At 67.6% G+C, this 18,247-nt stretch carries 17 protein-coding genes; 2 read left to right on the top strand and 15 right to left on the bottom strand.

Translation table 11 applies throughout. The features are described from left to right. Nucleotides 1-43: 43 nt before the first annotated feature. The 9 genes from FB384_RS22100 to moaA form a co-directional block, all read right to left on the bottom strand. On the bottom strand, nucleotides 44-1,198 hold the full coding sequence (locus FB384_RS22100) for an acetyl-CoA C-acyltransferase (RefSeq protein ID WP_183786748.1): 1,155 nt from the start codon (nucleotides 1,196-1,198) through the stop codon (nucleotides 44-46). Between the two features lie 11 nt (nucleotides 1,199-1,209). Continuing rightward, entirely contained in the window at nucleotides 1,210-2,070 is an 861-nt protein-coding gene (locus FB384_RS22095; protein ID WP_183786747.1) for an LLM class flavin-dependent oxidoreductase, read from the bottom strand. Beyond that, nucleotides 2,067-3,023 (bottom strand): LLM class flavin-dependent oxidoreductase, encoded by a 957-nt coding sequence (locus FB384_RS22090; protein WP_183786746.1) that lies wholly within the window; start codon nucleotides 3,021-3,023, stop codon nucleotides 2,067-2,069. Before FB384_RS22090 ends, FB384_RS22095 begins: the two co-directional genes overlap by 4 nt. Nucleotides 3,024-3,039: 16 nt before the next feature. After that, nucleotides 3,040-3,486: a MaoC family dehydratase gene (locus FB384_RS22085; protein ID WP_183786745.1), complete on the bottom strand. Its 447-nt coding sequence runs from the start codon at nucleotides 3,484-3,486 to the stop codon at nucleotides 3,040-3,042. Next, nucleotides 3,483-3,923 (bottom strand): hypothetical protein, encoded by a 441-nt coding sequence (locus FB384_RS22080; RefSeq protein WP_221213551.1) that lies wholly within the window; start codon nucleotides 3,921-3,923, stop codon nucleotides 3,483-3,485. The genes FB384_RS22085 and FB384_RS22080 overlap by 4 nt, the downstream gene beginning before the upstream one ends. 171 nt (nucleotides 3,924-4,094) lie before the next feature. Then, nucleotides 4,095-4,778: a TetR/AcrR family transcriptional regulator gene (locus FB384_RS22075; RefSeq protein ID WP_183786744.1), complete on the bottom strand. Its 684-nt coding sequence runs from the start codon at nucleotides 4,776-4,778 to the stop codon at nucleotides 4,095-4,097. A 4-nt stretch (nucleotides 4,779-4,782) separates the two neighbouring features. Beyond that, nucleotides 4,783-5,304: a nuclear transport factor 2 family protein gene (locus FB384_RS22070; protein ID WP_183786743.1), complete on the bottom strand. Its 522-nt coding sequence runs from the start codon at nucleotides 5,302-5,304 to the stop codon at nucleotides 4,783-4,785. Further along, complete coding sequence (locus FB384_RS22065; protein WP_183786742.1) at nucleotides 5,294-5,809, bottom strand: VOC family protein; 516 nt, start codon at nucleotides 5,807-5,809, stop codon at nucleotides 5,294-5,296. Before FB384_RS22065 ends, FB384_RS22070 begins: the two co-directional genes overlap by 11 nt. Before the next feature lie 40 nt (nucleotides 5,810-5,849). Next, nucleotides 5,850-6,881 carry a GTP 3',8-cyclase MoaA gene (moaA, locus tag FB384_RS22060; protein ID WP_183786741.1) on the bottom strand — a complete coding sequence of 344 codons (1,032 nt, stop codon included), beginning with the start codon at nucleotides 6,879-6,881 and terminating at the stop codon, nucleotides 5,850-5,852. 131 nt (nucleotides 6,882-7,012) lie between these two features. On the opposite strand from moaA, the gene FB384_RS22055 reads away from it, so the two are divergent. After that, nucleotides 7,013-7,969 carry an alpha/beta fold hydrolase gene (locus FB384_RS22055; RefSeq protein ID WP_183786740.1) on the top strand — a complete coding sequence of 319 codons (957 nt, stop codon included), beginning with the start codon at nucleotides 7,013-7,015 and terminating at the stop codon, nucleotides 7,967-7,969. A 15-nt stretch (nucleotides 7,970-7,984) separates the two neighbouring features. Here the strand turns inward: FB384_RS22055 and FB384_RS22050 are convergent, their stop codons facing one another. The 5 genes from FB384_RS22050 to FB384_RS22030 form a co-directional block, all read right to left on the bottom strand. Continuing rightward, entirely contained in the window at nucleotides 7,985-8,545 is a 561-nt protein-coding gene (locus tag FB384_RS22050; RefSeq protein ID WP_183786739.1) for a TRAP transporter small permease, read from the bottom strand. Continuing rightward, a complete protein-coding gene (locus tag FB384_RS22045; RefSeq protein ID WP_183786738.1) occupies nucleotides 8,542-9,879 on the bottom strand; it encodes a TRAP transporter large permease in 1,338 nt (445 codons plus the stop codon). The genes FB384_RS22050 and FB384_RS22045 overlap by 4 nt, the downstream gene beginning before the upstream one ends. A 76-nt stretch (nucleotides 9,880-9,955) precedes the next feature. Then, nucleotides 9,956-11,059: a TRAP transporter substrate-binding protein gene (locus tag FB384_RS22040; protein WP_183786737.1), complete on the bottom strand. Its 1,104-nt coding sequence runs from the start codon at nucleotides 11,057-11,059 to the stop codon at nucleotides 9,956-9,958. Nucleotides 11,060-11,410: 351 nt separating this feature from the next. Beyond that, nucleotides 11,411-12,196: an SDR family NAD(P)-dependent oxidoreductase gene (locus tag FB384_RS22035; RefSeq protein ID WP_183786736.1), complete on the bottom strand. Its 786-nt coding sequence runs from the start codon at nucleotides 12,194-12,196 to the stop codon at nucleotides 11,411-11,413. Further along, on the bottom strand, nucleotides 12,196-14,478 hold the full coding sequence (locus FB384_RS22030; RefSeq protein ID WP_221213550.1) for a molybdopterin-containing oxidoreductase family protein: 2,283 nt from the start codon (nucleotides 14,476-14,478) through the stop codon (nucleotides 12,196-12,198). Before FB384_RS22030 ends, FB384_RS22035 begins: the two co-directional genes overlap by 1 nt. Before the next feature lie 229 nt (nucleotides 14,479-14,707). On the opposite strand from FB384_RS22030, the gene FB384_RS22025 reads away from it, so the two are divergent. Beyond that, on the top strand, nucleotides 14,708-15,055 hold the full coding sequence (locus tag FB384_RS22025) for a hypothetical protein (RefSeq protein WP_183786735.1): 348 nt from the start codon (nucleotides 14,708-14,710) through the stop codon (nucleotides 15,053-15,055). A 343-nt stretch (nucleotides 15,056-15,398) separates the two neighbouring features. On the opposite strand, the gene FB384_RS22020 is transcribed toward FB384_RS22025, so the two are convergent. Further along, complete coding sequence (locus tag FB384_RS22020; RefSeq protein ID WP_183786734.1) at nucleotides 15,399-18,242, bottom strand: FAD-binding and (Fe-S)-binding domain-containing protein; 2,844 nt, start codon at nucleotides 18,240-18,242, stop codon at nucleotides 15,399-15,401. Nucleotides 18,243-18,247 lie beyond the last annotated feature (5 nt).

The raw sequence follows: 18,247 nt of genomic DNA, 5'->3' as shown, positions 1-18,247 counted from the left end.
CTGGCACACGCCCCTCGGCTCGGACCGACGGCGCGGCGCATCGCTACACCCGCTCCAGCACGGTTGCGTTGGACAGGCCGCCGCCCTCGCACATCGTCTGCAGGCCGTACCGCGCGCCGCTGCGCCGCATCTCGTGCACGAGCGTGGTCATCAGCCGCGCACCCGAGGCGCCGAGCGGGTGGCCGATCGCCATGGCCCCGCCGTTGACGTTGACCCTGTCCAGGTCCACGCCCACGTCCTTCGCCCAGGCCAGTACGACGGCGGCGAACGCCTCGTTGCATTCGTAGAGGTCGACGTCGTCGGCGGACAGTCCGGCCCTGTCGAGGACCTTGCGGGTCGCGGGAATCGGTCCGGACAGGATCAGCACCGGGTCGCTGCCGACGACCGTGGTCGTATGCACGCGAGCAAGGGGTGTCAGTCCCAGTTCGTTCACCGCGCGCTCGGAGGCCACCAGGAGTCCGGCGGCGCCGTCGGCGATCTGACTGGCGAGCGGGGCGTTGTGGAAGCCCCCGTCCCTGATCGGCGGAATGCCGCGCATCTTGTCGCGGTCGGCCGTGCGCCGCACGCCCTCGTCAGCCGTCACGTCCGCGACGGGCAGCAGCTGATCGTCGAAACGCCCCTCCTCCTGCGCTCTGGCGGCGTTGGCGTGACTGGCGATGGCGAGGTCGAACATGGCCTCGCGGTCGATCCCCCAGCGCTCAGCGATGAGGTCGCCGCCGCGGAACTGATGGATCTCCTCGGCACCGAAGTGTTCGGCCCAGCCCTCGCCTGCGAACGGGTACCCGTAGCCGAGGCCCGGGTCCCCGGAGCTGTTGAGCGGGACCCGGCTCATCGACTCGACGCCCCCGGCGACCACGATGTCCTGCTCGCCGGCCTTGATCGCCTGCGCCGCGAAATGCACCGCCTGCTGGGAGGATCCGCACTGCCGATCGATCGTGACCGCGGGGACCTCGACGGGCAGTCCCGCGGAGAGCCACGCGTTCCGTCCGACGTTGAACGCCTGGTCTCCCAGCTGGGCGACGCATCCGGTGATCACGTCATCCACTGTGGACGGATCGACACCGGTACGGTCGAGCAGAGCGGTGAACACCTCGCCCAGCAGGTCCGCGGGGTGCAAGGCGCTGAGGCCCCCGCCCTTCTTCCCTGTCGGAGTCCGGACGGCGTCCACGATGTACGCCTCGGGCCGTGTTTCGGTCATGTCGTTGCCTCTCATTCCACTCGCGGGCAAGGATGTGCGCGGCGTTCGGCATCCCAGAGTTCCTCCAGGCCCGCCGGAAGCCGGTCCTGCTGAAGCCGTGGGCGGACCACGGAGGCCAGGTCGGCCACTGCTGCGCGCCATGCCGCCGATCCCGTAGCCAGGTCAAGCCGTAACAGCGCGGTGTCGAGGCCCCAGTCGTCGCGCTCGGCCCTCAGCCGGGTGGCGAGGGCGGCGGCGTCCTCCCGGCCGGGATCCCACGCGCGAAATGCCGGACGGCGCAACCGCCGGGCCGCCGACCCGAGCCGGTCGGCCACCCGGCGCCATACAGCGGAACCGTCCCGCTCCACCACGGGGCTGAGCGCATACTGCGCTGCCACCGGCGTGGCTGCGTCACCGAGCAGCCACAGCGGGGGTTCGAGTGACTGCGGCGCGGGCATCACCCGCACCCGCTGCTCCGGATTCACCGTATGCTGCGGCAGCCCGGCCGGGACGGCGTGTTCGGCGCCCCGATGGAAGAACGGGACGTTCGCCGCGGCCGAGAGCAGGAACCCGGTCCATTCGCTGAGCCGGTCGTAGTCGTCGCCACGCAGTCCCAGCACCAGCCGACCGCCGAGCAGCTGATCGGCCACATGCCGTTCCTCGGCCAGATAGAGCGGGTTGTGACCGGTCACCGAGGTGCCTGCACCGACGAGCAGAGTCCGCGTGCCCTCGGCGCACGAGGCGGCAGCCACCAGCGCCGCCTCGGGACTCTCCTGCCCGTCCGCCGCGTCGAGCCACACCAGGTCGAGCGCCGCCGCCTCCACGGCCGCGGCCACTCCCGCGACCTCGGCCGGGGGGACGGTGCCGAGCGGCACGGTCACGCCGATCCTCATGCCGTCACCTCCTTGAGCACGGTCGAGGCCAGCAGTTCGAGCTGCCGGTCCAGCTCGTGGTCGGCGACGAAATCGAAGTTGATCCTGGCCACGATCGTGTCGACCCCGGCCTCCTCGGCCTCCGCGACGCTCGCGGCGACCTCGGCGGGAGTACCCACCGCGGCGCTGCGCACGGCCCGGTCGACCTGCTTGTCGAGCCGTTCGGGCCGTGCGAAGCCGTGGGAGCCGTCCAGCACCCACCACGCACCGGCCTCCTCCACGTAGTGCCGTCGCAGTCGGGGCAGGAACCAGGAACGTGCGTGGTCTCCGTCCGGGTCGACCCACACGTCCTTGACCATGCCGATGCGCCCGGGTTCGCGTCCTGCCGCCCGGGCGGCCGCGTACACCGTGTCGACCGCCCTGCGGATGCCGGCAGCGTCGAGGGTCTGGGGCAGCAGCGCCGACATCCCGTGCCGTCCGATCCGCTCCAATGCGGCGGTCGCCATCCCGCCGACCCACACCGCATTCGACCGGCCACACGGCGGCTCGCGGTCGAGCACCTCCAGTCCGGCGTCCATGCGGCGGCCGCGGCCGGTGCGCGCCAGGCCCACACCGTCGAACTCGGCATCGCGGTGCCCCAGACCGACACCGAGTTCGAGGCGTCCCCGCGCCGCGGCATCAACCGCCGCCGCGACCGAGCGCAGCCGCCGGGGGTCGTGCTGCGGCAGCAGCAGCACGGCCGTGCCGAAGCGCAGCGTGCTGGTCGCGCCCGCGGCCGCGGCCACCGGGATCAGGGGCGCGGGGCACCAGCCGTCGTACCAGAGTCGGTGCTCGGCGAGCCACAGGTGCGCGTAACCGAGTTCCTCCACACGTCGCGCGACGGCGGGGAAATCCCGGTACAGGCCGGGAAGCGAACGCGGCATGGACACAGTGGACTGGAAGCTCCACAGCCCGACGCCCAGGTCGACACCCATCAGCAGCCGCCCGTCGTCACTGCGGCGAACCGGTCAGGTGCGTGACGTCGACGGTCGCCGTGCCGGCCAGCACGACCTTATCGTCGACGACCAGCTCGACGTCGCAGTCGGCCAGTACACACTCGGCTTCGTCGCGCAGGCCCGAGACGGTTCCCCGCGCGACGACCCGGTCGCCGCCGAGGACGTTGCCACGGAAGCGCACCCGGATGCCCCGCAGGTGCTCGTGACCACCGGACCAGACCGCGAGCATGTTCATGACGTAGGCGAGGTTGTTCGGCCCCTGGTTGACCGGACGATCGCCCATACCCAGCTCGCGCACCGAGTCCAGGTCGAAATGAATCGGATTGGGGTCGGCGAGCACCAACGCCATCGTCTTCATCTTCTCGGCACTCACCGCGGGCAGCTCCCATTCGGGCAGTACCGTTCCGGCGTCCACGGCGGGTCGTCCGTTCGTCACGGTCATGCACCCCTCCTCGGGAAGACGATCGAGTTGTAGGTGGAGGCGACGGTCGCGCCGTCGACGTCGGTGAGCGAGAGCCGGAAGCCGACGATGTCGAAGACCCCGGTCCGCTGACCCCGTTTGCGTTCGGCGGAGATGAACTCCCCGCCGACGGTGAAGGTCTCGCCGACCAGCAGCGGCCGTTCGAGCACCGTCTCGTGTTCGCCGAACATCGGACCGTCGTCGGCGGTCGCACCGCAGATCTCGAACAGCCCGTCCCAGCTCACAGTCTTGCCGACGGCGACGGCGACGTAGGCGAAGAGCGGGTGTGCGACCCGCCCGTCCCGCGAGGACTCGACGACATCGTTGAGCAGCCAGTCCACGTACGGCTCGACGGTGTACGACCCGCCCGGGATCGGCGTGCCGACGATCGCCGCCAGCTCGCTCTCGGTCATCGCCATCGAGACCTCCGATTTAATCAACCGACTGATTGGTAGAAGTCTGCCAGACGGCGCGGGCCGTGCCAAGAAGCGGCAACGAAAAACCCCGAGCCACCACCGGGTCGGCGGGGAACCGGAACGGGGGCTCGGGGCTGGGGCTGGGACTGGAGCTGGGACTCGGGCTGCGACGCGTCAGGCCTGCACGAACGCGGCGCGCAACACCTCGATTCCGCCGGCCGAGGAGACCGCGGCCTCGGACGCGACCGAAGAGACGATCATCCCGGAGTAGACGTCGGCGAGCTGTTCGGCGCTCTTGGCCCCGTCGGGCCGGTACCACCGCGTCATCGAATTCAGCTCACCGGTGATCATGATGCTCGCCAGCCGCGGGTCGATCGCCCCGTCGATGACACCCTCACGCTGCCCTTCCTCGAGGATCCGCTGGAGCACCACGACGTAGGTGTCGCCACCCTCGCGAATCTCGGCGCGCCGCGCCTCGCTCAGCCGGTCGAACTCGCGCAGCTGGATCGTGTAGGCGACGAGGTGCTTGGCGGCGAACAGTACGTGCGCACGCACGAAGGCGGCCAGCTGCTCCAGGGGCGCACGCTCGGCCTCGGTCACCGACCGCATGTCGGCGATCGCCTCGTCGTACACGTCCTTGATGATCTTGTAGAGGAAGTCTTCCTTGGATCGGACATAGTGGTACAGACTTCCCTTCAGGATCCCGATTCGGTCGGCGATGTCCTGAATACTGGTGGCGCTGTACCCCTTCTCGAGGATCACCGCTGCGGCGGCCTCGACGATCTCGGCGAAGCGCTCGGGGTCCGGTCCACGGCGCGGTCGCCCGCGCTTGGCCGGCTCGGTGCCCGTCTTCGACATGTGGTCACGTCCCCCTTGTGCTAGATGTACCCGCGGCGCCTGCACTCCGCCACGCGCGGCCGAACCACGGCAGAATAGTCCGGTCCCCGGCGATCCACCGGCCATCGACCGTACGCTCGGCGATGCGCCAGCCCCGTTCGGCGCGGCACAGCAGATCACGATAGGACGCGGCAACCTCGACCCGCGCCGAGCCCGCACCCTCGCGGCGCCCCACCAGAGTGGCACGGACGTGGCTGCGGACCCGCACCCCGCCCACCTCCTCGGCTGCGGCGTGCACGCTGCCGAGCAGATGCTGGGTGGTGCGCAGATGCCGGTGGAGGCCGGCCATCACGTCCGCGAGTTCGTCGCCCCGGCACCGGAACGCACCGTAGTCGGCGCGGGCATCCGGGAGGAAAAGCTCGTGCAGCTCGTCGTACGCCCCGTCATCGATCGCCCAACAGTAACGGCTGAGCACCTCACCGGCGACGGCGGTCGCTGCGACGGCGTCGAGCGGATGCGACGCCCATGCCCGTGGATCAGCCGGCATCAGAGGACCCGAAGGTGCTCGAGTCCGGCGCCGGATACTCGGCGCCCTCGAACCACGCCTCGAGTTCGGCACGCCGCGTACCGTCCACGAGCTCCACGAACGGCCCACTGGGCAGCCGGTGGTAGGCGAACCGGACGGCGGCGCCACTACCGTCGTCGAAGGTCAACACCCGCGGCAGACCCGCGGCCTCGAGCTTTGCGGACGTCTCGGCGAAATCGTCGGCCCACACTCCGATGTGGTGCGCACCGCCGGGGCCGAAGGCGTTCACGGGTGATTCCCAGGCCGTCCCGGGAACCGGCTCGAGCAGCTCCAGCCGCGGCGATCCGCCTCGCGAGTACACGAAGCGCATGTGCGCGTCGACATGCCCGTCCGGTGTCAGCACCGGCATGTCCCGCTCCTCGACGGCATTCCAGGTCACGCCGAAGACGGTGGCCAACTCGGCCATCGCCGCGTCGAGATCCGGCACGACGAAGCCGGTGTGGTAGATGTCGGTGATGTCGAGCATCGCGTTCTCCTTCTGATCGATGGGCTCGCCGATAATGCGGTCAACCGCCGATGTAGGACATCTCCACCCGCGGCCCGCTCAGACCGCCGGCACCGCGCAGCTCGGACGCGCGATCGGCACGGCCGCCCCAGACGTCGGCGACGGCGTCGTGGAGCTCCCGGTCACTGCACCCACCGCGTAGCAGCGTGCGCAGATCGAACCCGGTCGCCGCGAACAGGCACGTGTAGAGCTCGCCCACCGCGGAGATCCGGCCGCGGGTGCACGTACGGCAGAACGGCTTGGTCACCGAGGCGATGATGCCGACCTCTCCCCCGCCGTCGCGATAACGGAAACGGGTCGCGACCTCGCCGGCCGCCTCAGAGGCGACCTCCTCCAGCGGCCACAGCGCATCGATGCGGGCACGTACCTCCTCCGCGGGCACCACCTTGTCGCGCACCCAGCCGTTGGTCGTACCGACGTCCATGTACTCGATGAACCGCACGCACACACCCTGTTCGCGGGCCCACGCGGCGAGATCCTCGATCTGGTGGTCGTTGACACCGCGCTGGACCACGGTGTTGACCTTGACCCCCAGACCGGCCTGCTGCGCGGCGGCGATCCCGTCCAGCACCGCCGAGAGCGGTACCAGGGTGTCGGCCATGGCACGGAAGGTCGGCTCGTCCAGCGCGTCCAGGCTCACCGTGACACGGTGCAGCCCCGCACTCGCGAGCGCGTCGGCGAACTTCGGCAACAGCACACCGTTCGACGTCATCGCGAGATCGTCGAACCCGCAACCATCCACTTCGGACAGCTGTGCCACGAGCTCGGGCAACCCACTGCGGAGCAGCGGCTCACCTCCGGTCAGTCGGATCTTGCGAATCCCGCCGCGCCGCAGAACCCCGAGCAGTCGGGTGATCTCCTCGAAACCGAGCAGCTCGGAACGCTCGAGGAACGCGTGATCGGCACCGAACAGCTCACGGGGCATGCAGTAGCGGCACCGGAAGTTGCACCGGTCGGTCACCGACAACCGCAGATCGGTCAGCGGCCGGCCGAGTCGGTCGACCAGCTGCCGCGGAACAACGTGTTGTGTCATCAACGCCCCTTCCGACGCGGGACGTCGTCGCCGAAACGCCCACCTGATCGAGTTTTTGACAACCGTTCGTTTGGTAGTTTAATTGTCAGAGCGATCCAGGATCAAGTACCCATACCGGAGGGGACGTGTGCATGGCCGCCACGGAACGCATCGGACGCGCCGACACTGCGGACTACCGCACACCACCGACATCTGCCGGGGTCGCCGAACCGCCCGACTGGGCGTCCCACGCACTCGGACGCGAGCGACGGATGGGCCGGGTCGTGTGCGACGGCGTGACGATCCGCTACCTCAGCTGGGGTGACCCCGCTGCACCCGCGACGGTGCTGGTCCACGGCGGCGCGGCGCACGCCATGTGGTGGGCTCCCCTGGCCGCACTGCTCGACCACGGCGGACACGTCGTCGCACTCGACCTGTCCGGGCACGGACTCAGCGACCACCGGCCGGTCTACTCAGTGGGAACGTGGGCACGCGAGGTCGTGGCGGTGGCGGAGGCCGTATCGCCCGACCCGGCGACCATCGTCGCGCACTCGCTCGGAGGGATCGCGAGTTCCGTCGTCCTGACCGATCCCGCCCTGGCCGAACACGTCCGGCGCGTGGTGCTGGTGGACACACCTGCCTGGCCGGACGCACCTGCCCCCGAGCAGCCGCTGGCCGAACGGGAGGTGCGCCCGCACCGGATCTACGCTGCGGCCGCCGAAGGAGTCGCCCGCTTTCGCCTCGTCCCTCCGCAGCCGTGCGACAACGACTGGTACGTCGACCACATCGCCTGGCACGGCCTGCGACCGGTCGACGAGCCGCACGCGCCCGCTGCGGGCGTGCAGTGGCGGTTCGACCCGCGGATCTTCGCCAACCCGACCGGCGACCACCAGATCGTCCGGTTCGGCGGCGACCTCGACGAGGCGTGTCGGCCGTTCGCCGTGGTCATGGGTGAACGTTCGTATCTCGCCGAGGGCGCGCGGCGGGCACTGGCCGGGCGGCCCGACACACCGCTGCTCTTCGTGCCGGATGCCGCGCATCACGTGATGCTCGACCAGCCGCTGAGCCTGCTCTCGACCCTGCGTTCCCTGCTCACAACCTGGCCGTGACCGACAGGCCCGCGCTCACAGACCGTGGACCCGGGTACCGCCTTCCGGCCCACGTCGCACATCCTCGACAGCCGTCACGATCTGTTCCAGCGCAAGGATGAGGAACCCGGCGAACACGGCGACCCGTGCCGGCCACATCGGCAGCCGTACGAGACCCAGCTTGTATTCACCCGTCTCCAGTGCGGCAGCCAGCACGTCCCAGGACGCCCATGCCAGCAGCACGGCGACCGATGCGGCACCCAACCCGCCCACGAACCGCACGACCCGGTACGTGCGCCCCGACAGCCGGTCCACAACGGACGACATCGAGACGTGCTGTCGGCGTCGTTCCGCCTCGCCCAGGGCGAAGAAGGCCAGTACCGCCATCGCCAACTCGACGTACTCGACGATGCCGCGTACCTCCGGTTGCCCGGACAGGCGCAGCACGACGTTGTAGGTCACGAGCAGCATCACGAACAACATGCCGACGACCGACACGACTGACATCGCCCGCGCCAGGGCGTGCACGGCGGCGGCGAACCCTCGGCCGGCCGCACCCGCGATCCTGCCGACTCCCGTGGCGGCGCGCTCGGTCATGAGCTCAGTCCCATCTGGCTCGGGATGAAGGTGACGATCGCGGGAAAGGTGAACATCAGGACCACGACGACGATGTCCAGTCGCACGTACCACAGCACCCCGCGGAAGGCGGTGCTGATCTCGATGTCCTTCCGAATTCCCGCGACGACGAAGGCGTTGAGCCCGAGCGGCGGCGTGAGCAGGCCGATCTCGATCAACTTGACGAACAGCAGCCCGAACCAGATCCCGTTCATACCCAGCTCGCTGACGACCGGGTAGGTCAGCGGAACCATGATCAGCAGGATCGACGTCGGGTCGAGGAACATTCCCATCGGGACGAGCACGATCAACAGCAGGGCGACGATCAGCCACGCCGGCAGGGACAGACCTGTCAGCCCGTCGGTGAGCAGCTGCGGAGCGCCGGCCGCCACCATGAACGACGAGAAGATCGCCCCGCCGATGAGCAGCGAGAAGACCATTCCGTTGAGACTGACCGCGGCGGTGAGCGCACCCCACAGGTTGCGCCGCAGTTCCCGTGGCTTTCGGAGGTGTTCGATGATCACCATGAGCACCGCGACGAACGCACCGACCGCCGCGGCCTCCACGGCCGTGAACAGGCCGGAATACATTCCGCCGATGACGATCACGAACAGCAGACCGATCCGGAACAGGCTGTAGACACCCGCCAGCAGTGCGGGACGGTCGCTGAGCGGAAGGACCTCCTCTGCTCCCTTGCCGAACAGCTCCGGTTTGCGCTTGGCCCGGATCATGATGCTGACGCCGTACACGGTCGCGGTGACCACACCCGGCCCGATGCCGGCCATGAGCAGCGCGCCGATGGGTTCACCGGTCAGTACGCCGTAGATGACCAGCGGCACGCTCGGCGGAATGAGGACACCGAGCGTGCCGGCCGCGCCGACCACACCGGCGGCGACATGCATCGCGTAGCCGGCCTTGCGCATCTCCGTGATGGCGAGATTGCCGATCGAGATCACCGTGGCGATGCTGGAGCCACTGACGGCGGCGAAACACGCGCACGCCGTCAGAGTCGCCACCGCCAGACCGCCGGGCAGGCCACGGAGAAACCACCCGAGTACGCGATAGGCACCCTCCGCGAGGTTCGCACGCTCGGCGGCATTGCCGAGCAACACGAACATGGGGATCACCAGCAGCGTGAACTTGGAGGCGCTCTCGATCGGCAGCGCACCCAACGTCGACATGCCGACGTCCCAGCCGTCGAGCAGGTAATAGCCGACGAACCCTGCGAAGGTCAGCGCCAGCGCGATGCGCATGCCCACGAGCAGACACCCCGCCAGGATCCCGACGACCACGAGGAAGAGCTCCACCGTGCTCATCGGCGACCCCTCCGCTCCGCATCAGCGGCATTTCCTGACCACATCACGGTGATCCCGGCCGTGCCGCACCACGTCGCTAGTTCCGACCACATGTACTCAGCCCGTTCACATAGCCCGTCTCGCCGGAGTGACGGGCCAGGGAATCGGTGTACTGCTGCCACAACTCGTCCGCCACGGACCGGTCGACGGACTTGGCCGCCTCGGCCTTCCACACCGGCGGTGCCAGGCGTTCGACCGCTTCCTTCATCGTTTCGCGGTCCGCCTTGCTCCAGCGCACGATGGTTCCGCCCGACTCGAGGAAATCACGACACGCCTGTCGGTCGTACTTGGTCATCAACTCGTCGGCCTTGGCGGGCCATTCCTTCTTCAGTTGCTCCACGACCTCCTTGGCATCCTCGGGCAGTCGCTCGTAAGTGCGACTACTGAAGGCGAAGACCGAACCACCACTCTCGCCGACATCCGAGGCCATGTACTTCGCGACATCGGTGATGCCGTTGGCGACCTGGGTGTCCATCGGGTACGTGACACCGTCGACGATCCCGCGTTCGACCGACTCGTACACCTCTTCGGATGCCTGAAACGTCGCCTTGGCGCCGAGTTCCTCCCACACCACCGATGACGGCTGCGCCGGGATGCGGATCTTGAGCCCCTCCACGTCGGCCAGCGAGGTGACCTCCGGACCAAAGGTCACAGCGGACGCGTTGTTGGGCAGGAAACCGATGAGTTCGATCTGCTGTTGCTCGAACTCTCGCTCGAACTGCTCCACTCCGTCGGCGAGGTCCTGCAACGCCCGCAGTCGAGCCGACTGGTCCGCATCCGAGATCGGCACCATGTTGATGTTGTTCAGTGGCAACTCGGCGGGAAAGTACGCGGGTACGACGTTGCCCGCCTCGGCGCGCCCCTGCTGCAGCCCAGGAAGCGTGTCGGTGCCCGCCAGAAGTCCGCCGCCGTACGTGACGTCCGTCTTGACCTGACCGTCGGTGCGCTTCTCCAGTTCCGACATGAACCATGCGATGAGGTCCGACTGCGAGCCGCCCGGCGGAAGCACCTGGGCTGCACGGATCTCCACCGGACCGCCCGCGTTGGATGCGGCACCTCCGCAGCCACTGATCGCCAGGGCGACAACCGAGAGTATCGCGAGGAACCGGGACGCCCGGCCTCTCGTGGTGGTGCGCGTCATTGCGCCTCCTCATATTGTTCCACCAACCGATTGGTCAATTAATCTCGACGAGGGGGTGTGGTGTCAAGCACACACGAACGTGGAGATAGTGACGTGGGTCACGTGATCGGGTTTGCGTTGGTCGCTCGCCGAACACCTTCGGCCGACCCGGTCACGCGCGGGAGACCAACACCAGCGGGCACGGATCACATGGTCGAGAACAGAGCCGGAGTCGCGGCAGCTCCCCGCGTCAACGAGGGGCCCGACACCTCACGGATCATGTGAAGCGTTCGCGAAGAACCAGGTCTCCGACCGGTTGACGACGTCGTCGGCGTCAATACCGAACCGGGAGTCCCGGATCAGCAGCAGCCGTCACAGCGAATAACCTCCGTCCACGTCGATCCACTGGCCGGTCACATAACGGGCCTCATCGGAGACCAGGAAGCCAACCGTGGCCGCGATGTCGCGCGCCTTGCCGAATGTGCCCAGCGGAATCCGCCCACGCGCCACCTCGAGGCTTTCGGGCCGAATGTCGCCGTGGTCGATCAGGACCTGCGTCATACCCTCATCGAGAATGCCGACACCCACGGCGTTCGCACGCACGCCGTAGCGTCCCTCTTCCGCCGCCACCGCCCGCACGACCGCTTCGTTCGCCGCCTTTGGACCGCTCGAGAGGACGTCCCGCAGCACGAAACGTCGGTTGGCAACCGTGGACACGACCACCACCGAGCCGCGACTCTCCCGCAAGGAAGGCAGAGCCGCCGAGATCACCGTGTAGGTGCCGCCGGAGTCCACGCGCAACTGCTCGAGGTACTGCTCCGGCGGAATCGTGCTGGTCCAGCCCTGGAAGTTCGTCGGGGACGCGGCCAGCACCACCGTGTGCAGCCCGCCGTGCCGCGCGACCGCTTCTCCGACGACCTCACGCACCCGGAAGGCGTCGCCGAGGTCGAGGTGGACCGCGACACCGTCCCGGCCCACCTCCTTCACGGCCAGGGCGGTCTCCTCGGCCGCGGCGCTGTTGCCGGCGTAGGTCACGGTCACGTCGCCGCCGAGTTCCGCAAGCCGAACCGCGACGGACCGCCCGATCGCGCCGCTGCCGCCGATCACGAGGCATCCGCCGGCCCGACCGCCGAAAGCGCCCTGATCCCGCGTAGTCATCAGTCCTCCGTCGTCGTCCCGGTCAGGACTCGCTCCCTCGGCGGCGCTACCGGTTCCTCACCGGCGCGGATACGGCACCGCGCACCGCGCAGCGGCTGGTCGCCCGCGAAGCTCGACAGTTCCGGCGCGCCCGGGGTGATGGCGTTCGCGTTCGACACCCACACACCCGAAAGGTGCGGCTCGTACTGCGCCTCGTCGGGGTTCCACCAGTAACCGTCGGGATTGACGGTGTCCCGCCGCAACGAGGGGTCCAGTCGCGCCCGCTGCCTGATTGCCCCCTCCGGCCGTTCGATGATCATCCATTCCCCGTCGGAGATTCCGTACTGCGTGGCGGTGTCAGGATGGACATCGCAGATCGGCTCGGGATGAATCCGCTTCAGGCGCTCACTCTGCCGGAGGTTGGAGGCCGTGAGCTCACGGACCCTGCTGCCCGGGATCATCTGCAGCGGGTACTCCGCCTCCGGGGCGTCGGGCACCGAGTACGGCGGTCCGGTGTAGACGGGACGGGCCTCGACCCCGAATCGTTCGAACAGGCTGGGCACCAGTTCCACCTTGCCGGAGGGAGTGGCGAAGCCGCGTTCCTTGTACTTGTAGAACACCGGCTTGATGAATCGGTGGTTCACCTCTCCGTCGGCCCACTCGCGGTAGCTCTTGCCCGAGGGAGCCAGGAAACGGTCGAACATGCCCTCGACGGTCTCCGGCCAGTAGTCCGGATCGTCGGAGAGCCTGCGCCCCAACTCGGCCCACAGGTCGTAGTCGTTGCGGCGCTCCCCCACCGGTTCGGTGCTCTGCTGGCCGACGACGAAGAAGTTGCCGATGCCCCAGTGAGCACTGAGGTCCGCGCGCTCCATGAAATCCGCGGCCGGCAGGACGTAATCCGACAGCTGCGCGGTCGGGGTCATCCACATGTCCATGGTCACCAGGAGTTCCAGTTTCTCACTGGTGAACGCATCGTAAGCGGCTTTGCCCGCACCCATCGACAGCAACGGCTCGCCGCACTGCACGAGTACCGCCTTGACCGGGTACGGGTCCTGCTCGGTGATGGCGCGGTAGATGGCGGGCTGGCTGGCGAACAGGACGTAGGCGGTGCCCGTGTGACCCTCCGGGTAGATCTTCGCCGTGGCCTCCCGGAAAGCCTTGTATCCGGAGATCGAGGTGATGGGCGTTTCATGTGCGTTCACGCTCTCCCGCGTGCGCAGCGGGTGGTCGACCAGCTTCTCGAAGTTGATGTTGGGCAACCACGAGAAGGTGTTCTCGTCGTAGGGGTTGCCGAGCGGTTCGCCGCCAGGACGGTCGAGGTTGCCGGAGATGGCGCGCAGAATCGATCTGCCGAGCACCGCCGACCGCGAAGCGCCCTCCCCGAGCTGCGTCGCGGCGACACCGAACGACAACCGCGCGGGACCGAGCGTGGCGTACATGTGTGCGGCGGTCACGATGTCGTCCGCCGGGACTCCGGTGATCTCTTCGGTGCGTTCGGGAGTCCACTGCGCGGCCTCCTTCTCCACCTCGTCGAAGCCGGTGCACCAGTTCTCGACGAACTCCTTGTCGTAGATCCCGTCGCGGATCATCACGTGGATCAGGCCGAGCGCGAGAGCGCCGTCGGTACGCGGACGAACCGGCAGGTGCAGATCAGCGCGCGCCGCGGTCTTGGTCCTGCGCGGGTCGACCACGATCAGCTTGGCCCCCTGGGCCTGACACTGGCGCAGCCGCTCGAACGAGGGCGGCGACGACTCCGCGGGATTGGATCCCCAGATCACGATGCACTTGGTCTTACCGGGGTAGAAACTCTGGTACACGGTGTCCCAGCCGTACATCGAGATCTCGGCAATGTACTCGCTGACGCCGCAATTGCGTCCCTGGCTGACGAAGTTCGGGGTACCGAAATCCGCCGCCCAACGCCAACTCGCCCAATCGCCCGGCGTCTTGTGCGTACCGCCGAGCGTCGCGACCGACTCGGGACCGTCCTGCTCACGCAGATCACGCAGTTTCGCCGCGATCTCGTCCATGGCCTGCTGCCAGGAGATCCGCTCCCATTTGCCCTCGCCTCGCTTGCCCACTCGCTTCAGCGGGAAGTTGAGGCGGTCATCGTGCCGGTGGATCTCGAGCGCGGTCGTCCCCTTGATGCACAGCTTGCCGTTGGCGACCGGATTGTTGCGATCACCGTCGAACGCCTGCGGCTCCCCCTCGCCGTCCACCCGGAAGAGCATCCCGCAGTGCTGTGGGCACAGAGTGCAGAACGTCCGACGGACCTCGGAACCGTCGGTGTAGTTGAGCTTGGCCAAGGCAGCACTCCAATCCGACCTACCAATCGTTTGGTGAATTTAAGCTACCTTGTGCGGAACTCGCCCACAAGGGATGTCGGCGCGAACACGTCGCGTAGATCAGGCTCCGATGCACCGGCCATGGCTGCCGCCGGCCACCGGGCCGAGCCTCGCACCCGCAGGCAGTGGCGACAGTCGCTGTTTCGAGGGCGCCGGCGGACGGTGAGCCGAGACCTTCTTGTTCTCCAGGATGAGCAGCAAGGCAACCGATGAGGCGCAGTTCCTCGTCGGCGATCTGGCCGAGCGCCTACAGCGATCGGTGGTGGTCGCCGACTCGCGACTTGAGCTTCTATGCAACAGTGCCCACTTCGGCGACGAGGACTCCGTGCGCGTGTATGCGTTGCGCAACCGATCGACCCTCAGCAAAGCCATCGTGCATACCCTCGCGCAAGGTGCCGCCACCTGGCCCCCGGCATCATTCCGCGCAATGCTGCACTTGGATTGCAGGCGAGGTTCTGCGCTCCGATCAGATGGCGCGGCGACCCTCAGATCCCGATGCTGGCATCCGGACTCACCCATGATCGACGCCGCTCCGTGAGGCATATGTCGACATCACCGCCGGGTGCCACATGAAAAAGCGGCGCTGAGTCACCCTCGCTCCCGGCGGCTCGATCGACACGCAGTCGGCCGAGGAACGGGTTTCCGATCCTGTCAGCTCGTGCTGAACACACTGCCGGACTGACAGCGACCAGTGAGCCCATCAAAGGTGCGTTGATTGCGGGTCCGTGCCCGCCGATGTGCGGGTGGCCACTGGTACACGACACCGAGTTACCAGTACCAACGCACAATCAAGGTCACCGATCCACACCGCCACCGCATGCGACACTCGATGAACGCCGACCGAGTCGTTGGCACCGACCGGGACTACCATCGAAGCTGGCCTACCTGCCCGCCCGTAGCGCAGCTGCCAACACTTCCGCCAGGTGCCAGCTTTCGACGTCTGTGCCTTGGTGGATCTGCGTCCGGCACGAGAACCCGTCCGCAAGGACGATGTCGTTCTCCCCTGCCGCCCGCACCTTCGGATACAGCTCCCGCTCGCCGAGGTCCTGAGACATCTCGAAGTGGCCGGGCTCGAATCCCCAGTTGCCGGCCAGTCCACAACACCCGCCGCCGACCACATCGACATCGACGCCCAGGCTGGCAAGGATCTCCAGCTCTGCGTCGTAGCCGGTAGTGGCTTTCTGGTGGCAGTGGACCTGGCACAACACCCGCGACGGCTCATTGCCCCGAACAGAATCGAACGGCCAGCAACCACCTTCGGCCTTGTGCCGGGAGATGAACTCGCCGAAGGATGACGCGAGTTCGGTGACCCTGTGGGCCCTCGAATCGTCAGGGACGAGCTCGGTAATCTCGTGTTTGAGCACTGCCGCGCACGAGGGTTCCAGACCGATGACGGGATAGCCGCCCGCGATGAGCGGGTCCATGACATCCAATGTCCGGCCGAGCACCTTTCGCGCCGTGTCGAGCTGCCCCGTGGAGTGCCACGTCAACCCACAGCAGACATCGTCAGCCGGCATGAGCACCCGGTAACCCAGGGCCTCCAGCACTTCGACGGCCCCCTTGCCTGGGCCGGCGGAGGCGAAGTTGGTGAAGGTGTCTGGCCACAGCACCACAGCCGGCCTTTCAATCTCCTCGAATGTGCTCTTCCGACGGCTGTGCCAACGACCCAACGGGACAGGGTTGAACCGGATCATCCGGCGTCGCGGTTCGATACCGCCGAGCCGCTTGGTGAACTCTTCGACAAGACGGAACGATTCGACAAAGTTGACCAGTCGCAACGCGCCTGGGACCTTCGCCAACCAGCGCAGCACGCGCGGCATCCAACCCATGGTGAAGTGCGCGCGCGGCCGCCGATTCTTTCCGAAGAACCCCTTGACTCCGCGGCGGTAGTGATGATGAAGGAACTCGGACTTGTAAGTCGCCATGTCCACGTTGACCGGGCATTCCGAAACACACGCCTTGCAGGACAGGCACATGTCCAGCGCCTCGCGGACCTCTGCGGACTTCCATCCTTCGCTGACGCTCTCGCCCCGCAGCATCTCCGCCAGCACGCGAGCTCGCCCGCGAGTGGAGTGGACCTCGTCACCGCTGGCCTGGAAGGACGGACACATGGCTCCGACGTCGGAGCGGCACGCTCCCACACCCACACACCGGTTGACGGCACTGGTGAATGATCCTCCGTCACGAGAGAAGGCGTGCACCGGCGTCAGCTCAAGTTGGTCCCGTCCCGGCCCCGGGCGTACTCCTTGATCGATGGGTTCGGGAGCAACGAGCACGCCCGGATTGAACACTCCGTCAGGGTCGAAGGTTTCCTTGAATGCCCGGAACGCTCTCAGCGCTGCTGGTGAGTAGATCGCCGGAAGAAGTTCCGAACGAGCCCGCCCGTCGCCGTGCTCCCCCGACACCGAGCCTCCGTAGGAACGGACGAGCTCCGCAGCATGTTCGACGAACCGGCGGTACCGGGCCAGGCCCTGTTCGGTCTCGAGGTCGAAGGAGATCCGGAGATGGACGCAGCCCTCTCCGAAGTGGCCGAACGGAATCCCCTCCAGCCCGAGTTCATCGAGCAACACGTAGAGCTTGCGCAGGTAGTCGCTGAGGTACTCCGCGGGGACGGCCGAGTCCTCCCAGCCTGGCCACGCCTCGCCGCCGTCCGGGAGTCTGGTGACGATGCCCGCGCCTGCTTCACGGATCGACCACAGCTTGCGGACATGACCTGGGTCGGTGACGACCAGCGAATCGCTCACGAGGTCTGAGACGTATCCAGGCAGCTCGGCAGCCAACCGCTCGGCTTCGTCCTGCGTATCGGCACCTACTTCGCAGTAGAGCCACCCGCCCCCACGGGGAAGCGCCGATCCGGCCTGCTCTCTCCCGGGCCTGGAACGCAGGGCAGTGAGCAGATCAGCGCCCATGCCCTCAATGGTCTGCACTCCCGCAAGCTTCAGCCGCGGTGCAGCTGCCGCGGCATCGAAGACGTCGTCGAATCCCATGACGCTCAACGCGGTCGCGGCGGGTTTCCGGACCAGTCTCACGGTGAGTGAGGTCATGATCCCGCACGTCCCCTCGCTCCCGGCGAAGGATTTGGCGACATCGAATCCGTTCTCGGGGAGCAGATGGTGCAACCCGTATCCCGACACCTGCCGGGGGAACTGTCCGAGCTCCGTACGCAGTGTCGACAGGTTCTGATCTCGGATCGCAGCCAACGCACTCTCGATCGCCGGATCAGAGGTTCCGCCCCTGTGCAGCTGCACCGTTCTGCCGTCGGCAAGCATCACAGTCACGGCGACCAGATTCTCGGCGCTGGTACCCCAGACCACTGAATGCGACCCGCAGGCATTGTTGCCGACCATCCCACCGATCGTGCAGCGAGCATGCGTCGAAGGGTCGGGCCCGTAGGTCAGACCGTACGCCGCGGCCGCATTACGCAGCTGGTCACATACAACCCCGGGTTGAACCACGGCGGTCATCTCGTCCGGATCGATGGACAGGATGCGGTTGAAGTGCCGTGAGGTGTCGATCAGCATGCCAGTGCTGATCGCGTTGCCAGCCACCGACGTACCTCCACCGCGAGAGACCACGGGCCAGCCCTTCTGGGCCGCAAGAGCGAGTGCTTGCCGGATGTCCTCCTCGGTGCGAGGCTCGACGACGACCTCGGGCACACGCCGGTAGATCGACGCGTCCGAGGCATAGGCGGCCCGTGTCGTCAGGTCGCTGCGAAGCGCCACCATCAGTT

The organism is Prauserella sediminis (assembly GCF_014195435.1).
In the GTDB taxonomy this organism is placed as follows: Bacteria; Actinomycetota; Actinomycetes; order Mycobacteriales; family Pseudonocardiaceae; genus Prauserella; species Prauserella salsuginis.
Note: the sequence above shows the minus strand (reverse complement) of the source record. Positions and strands in the feature narration are given on the sequence as shown.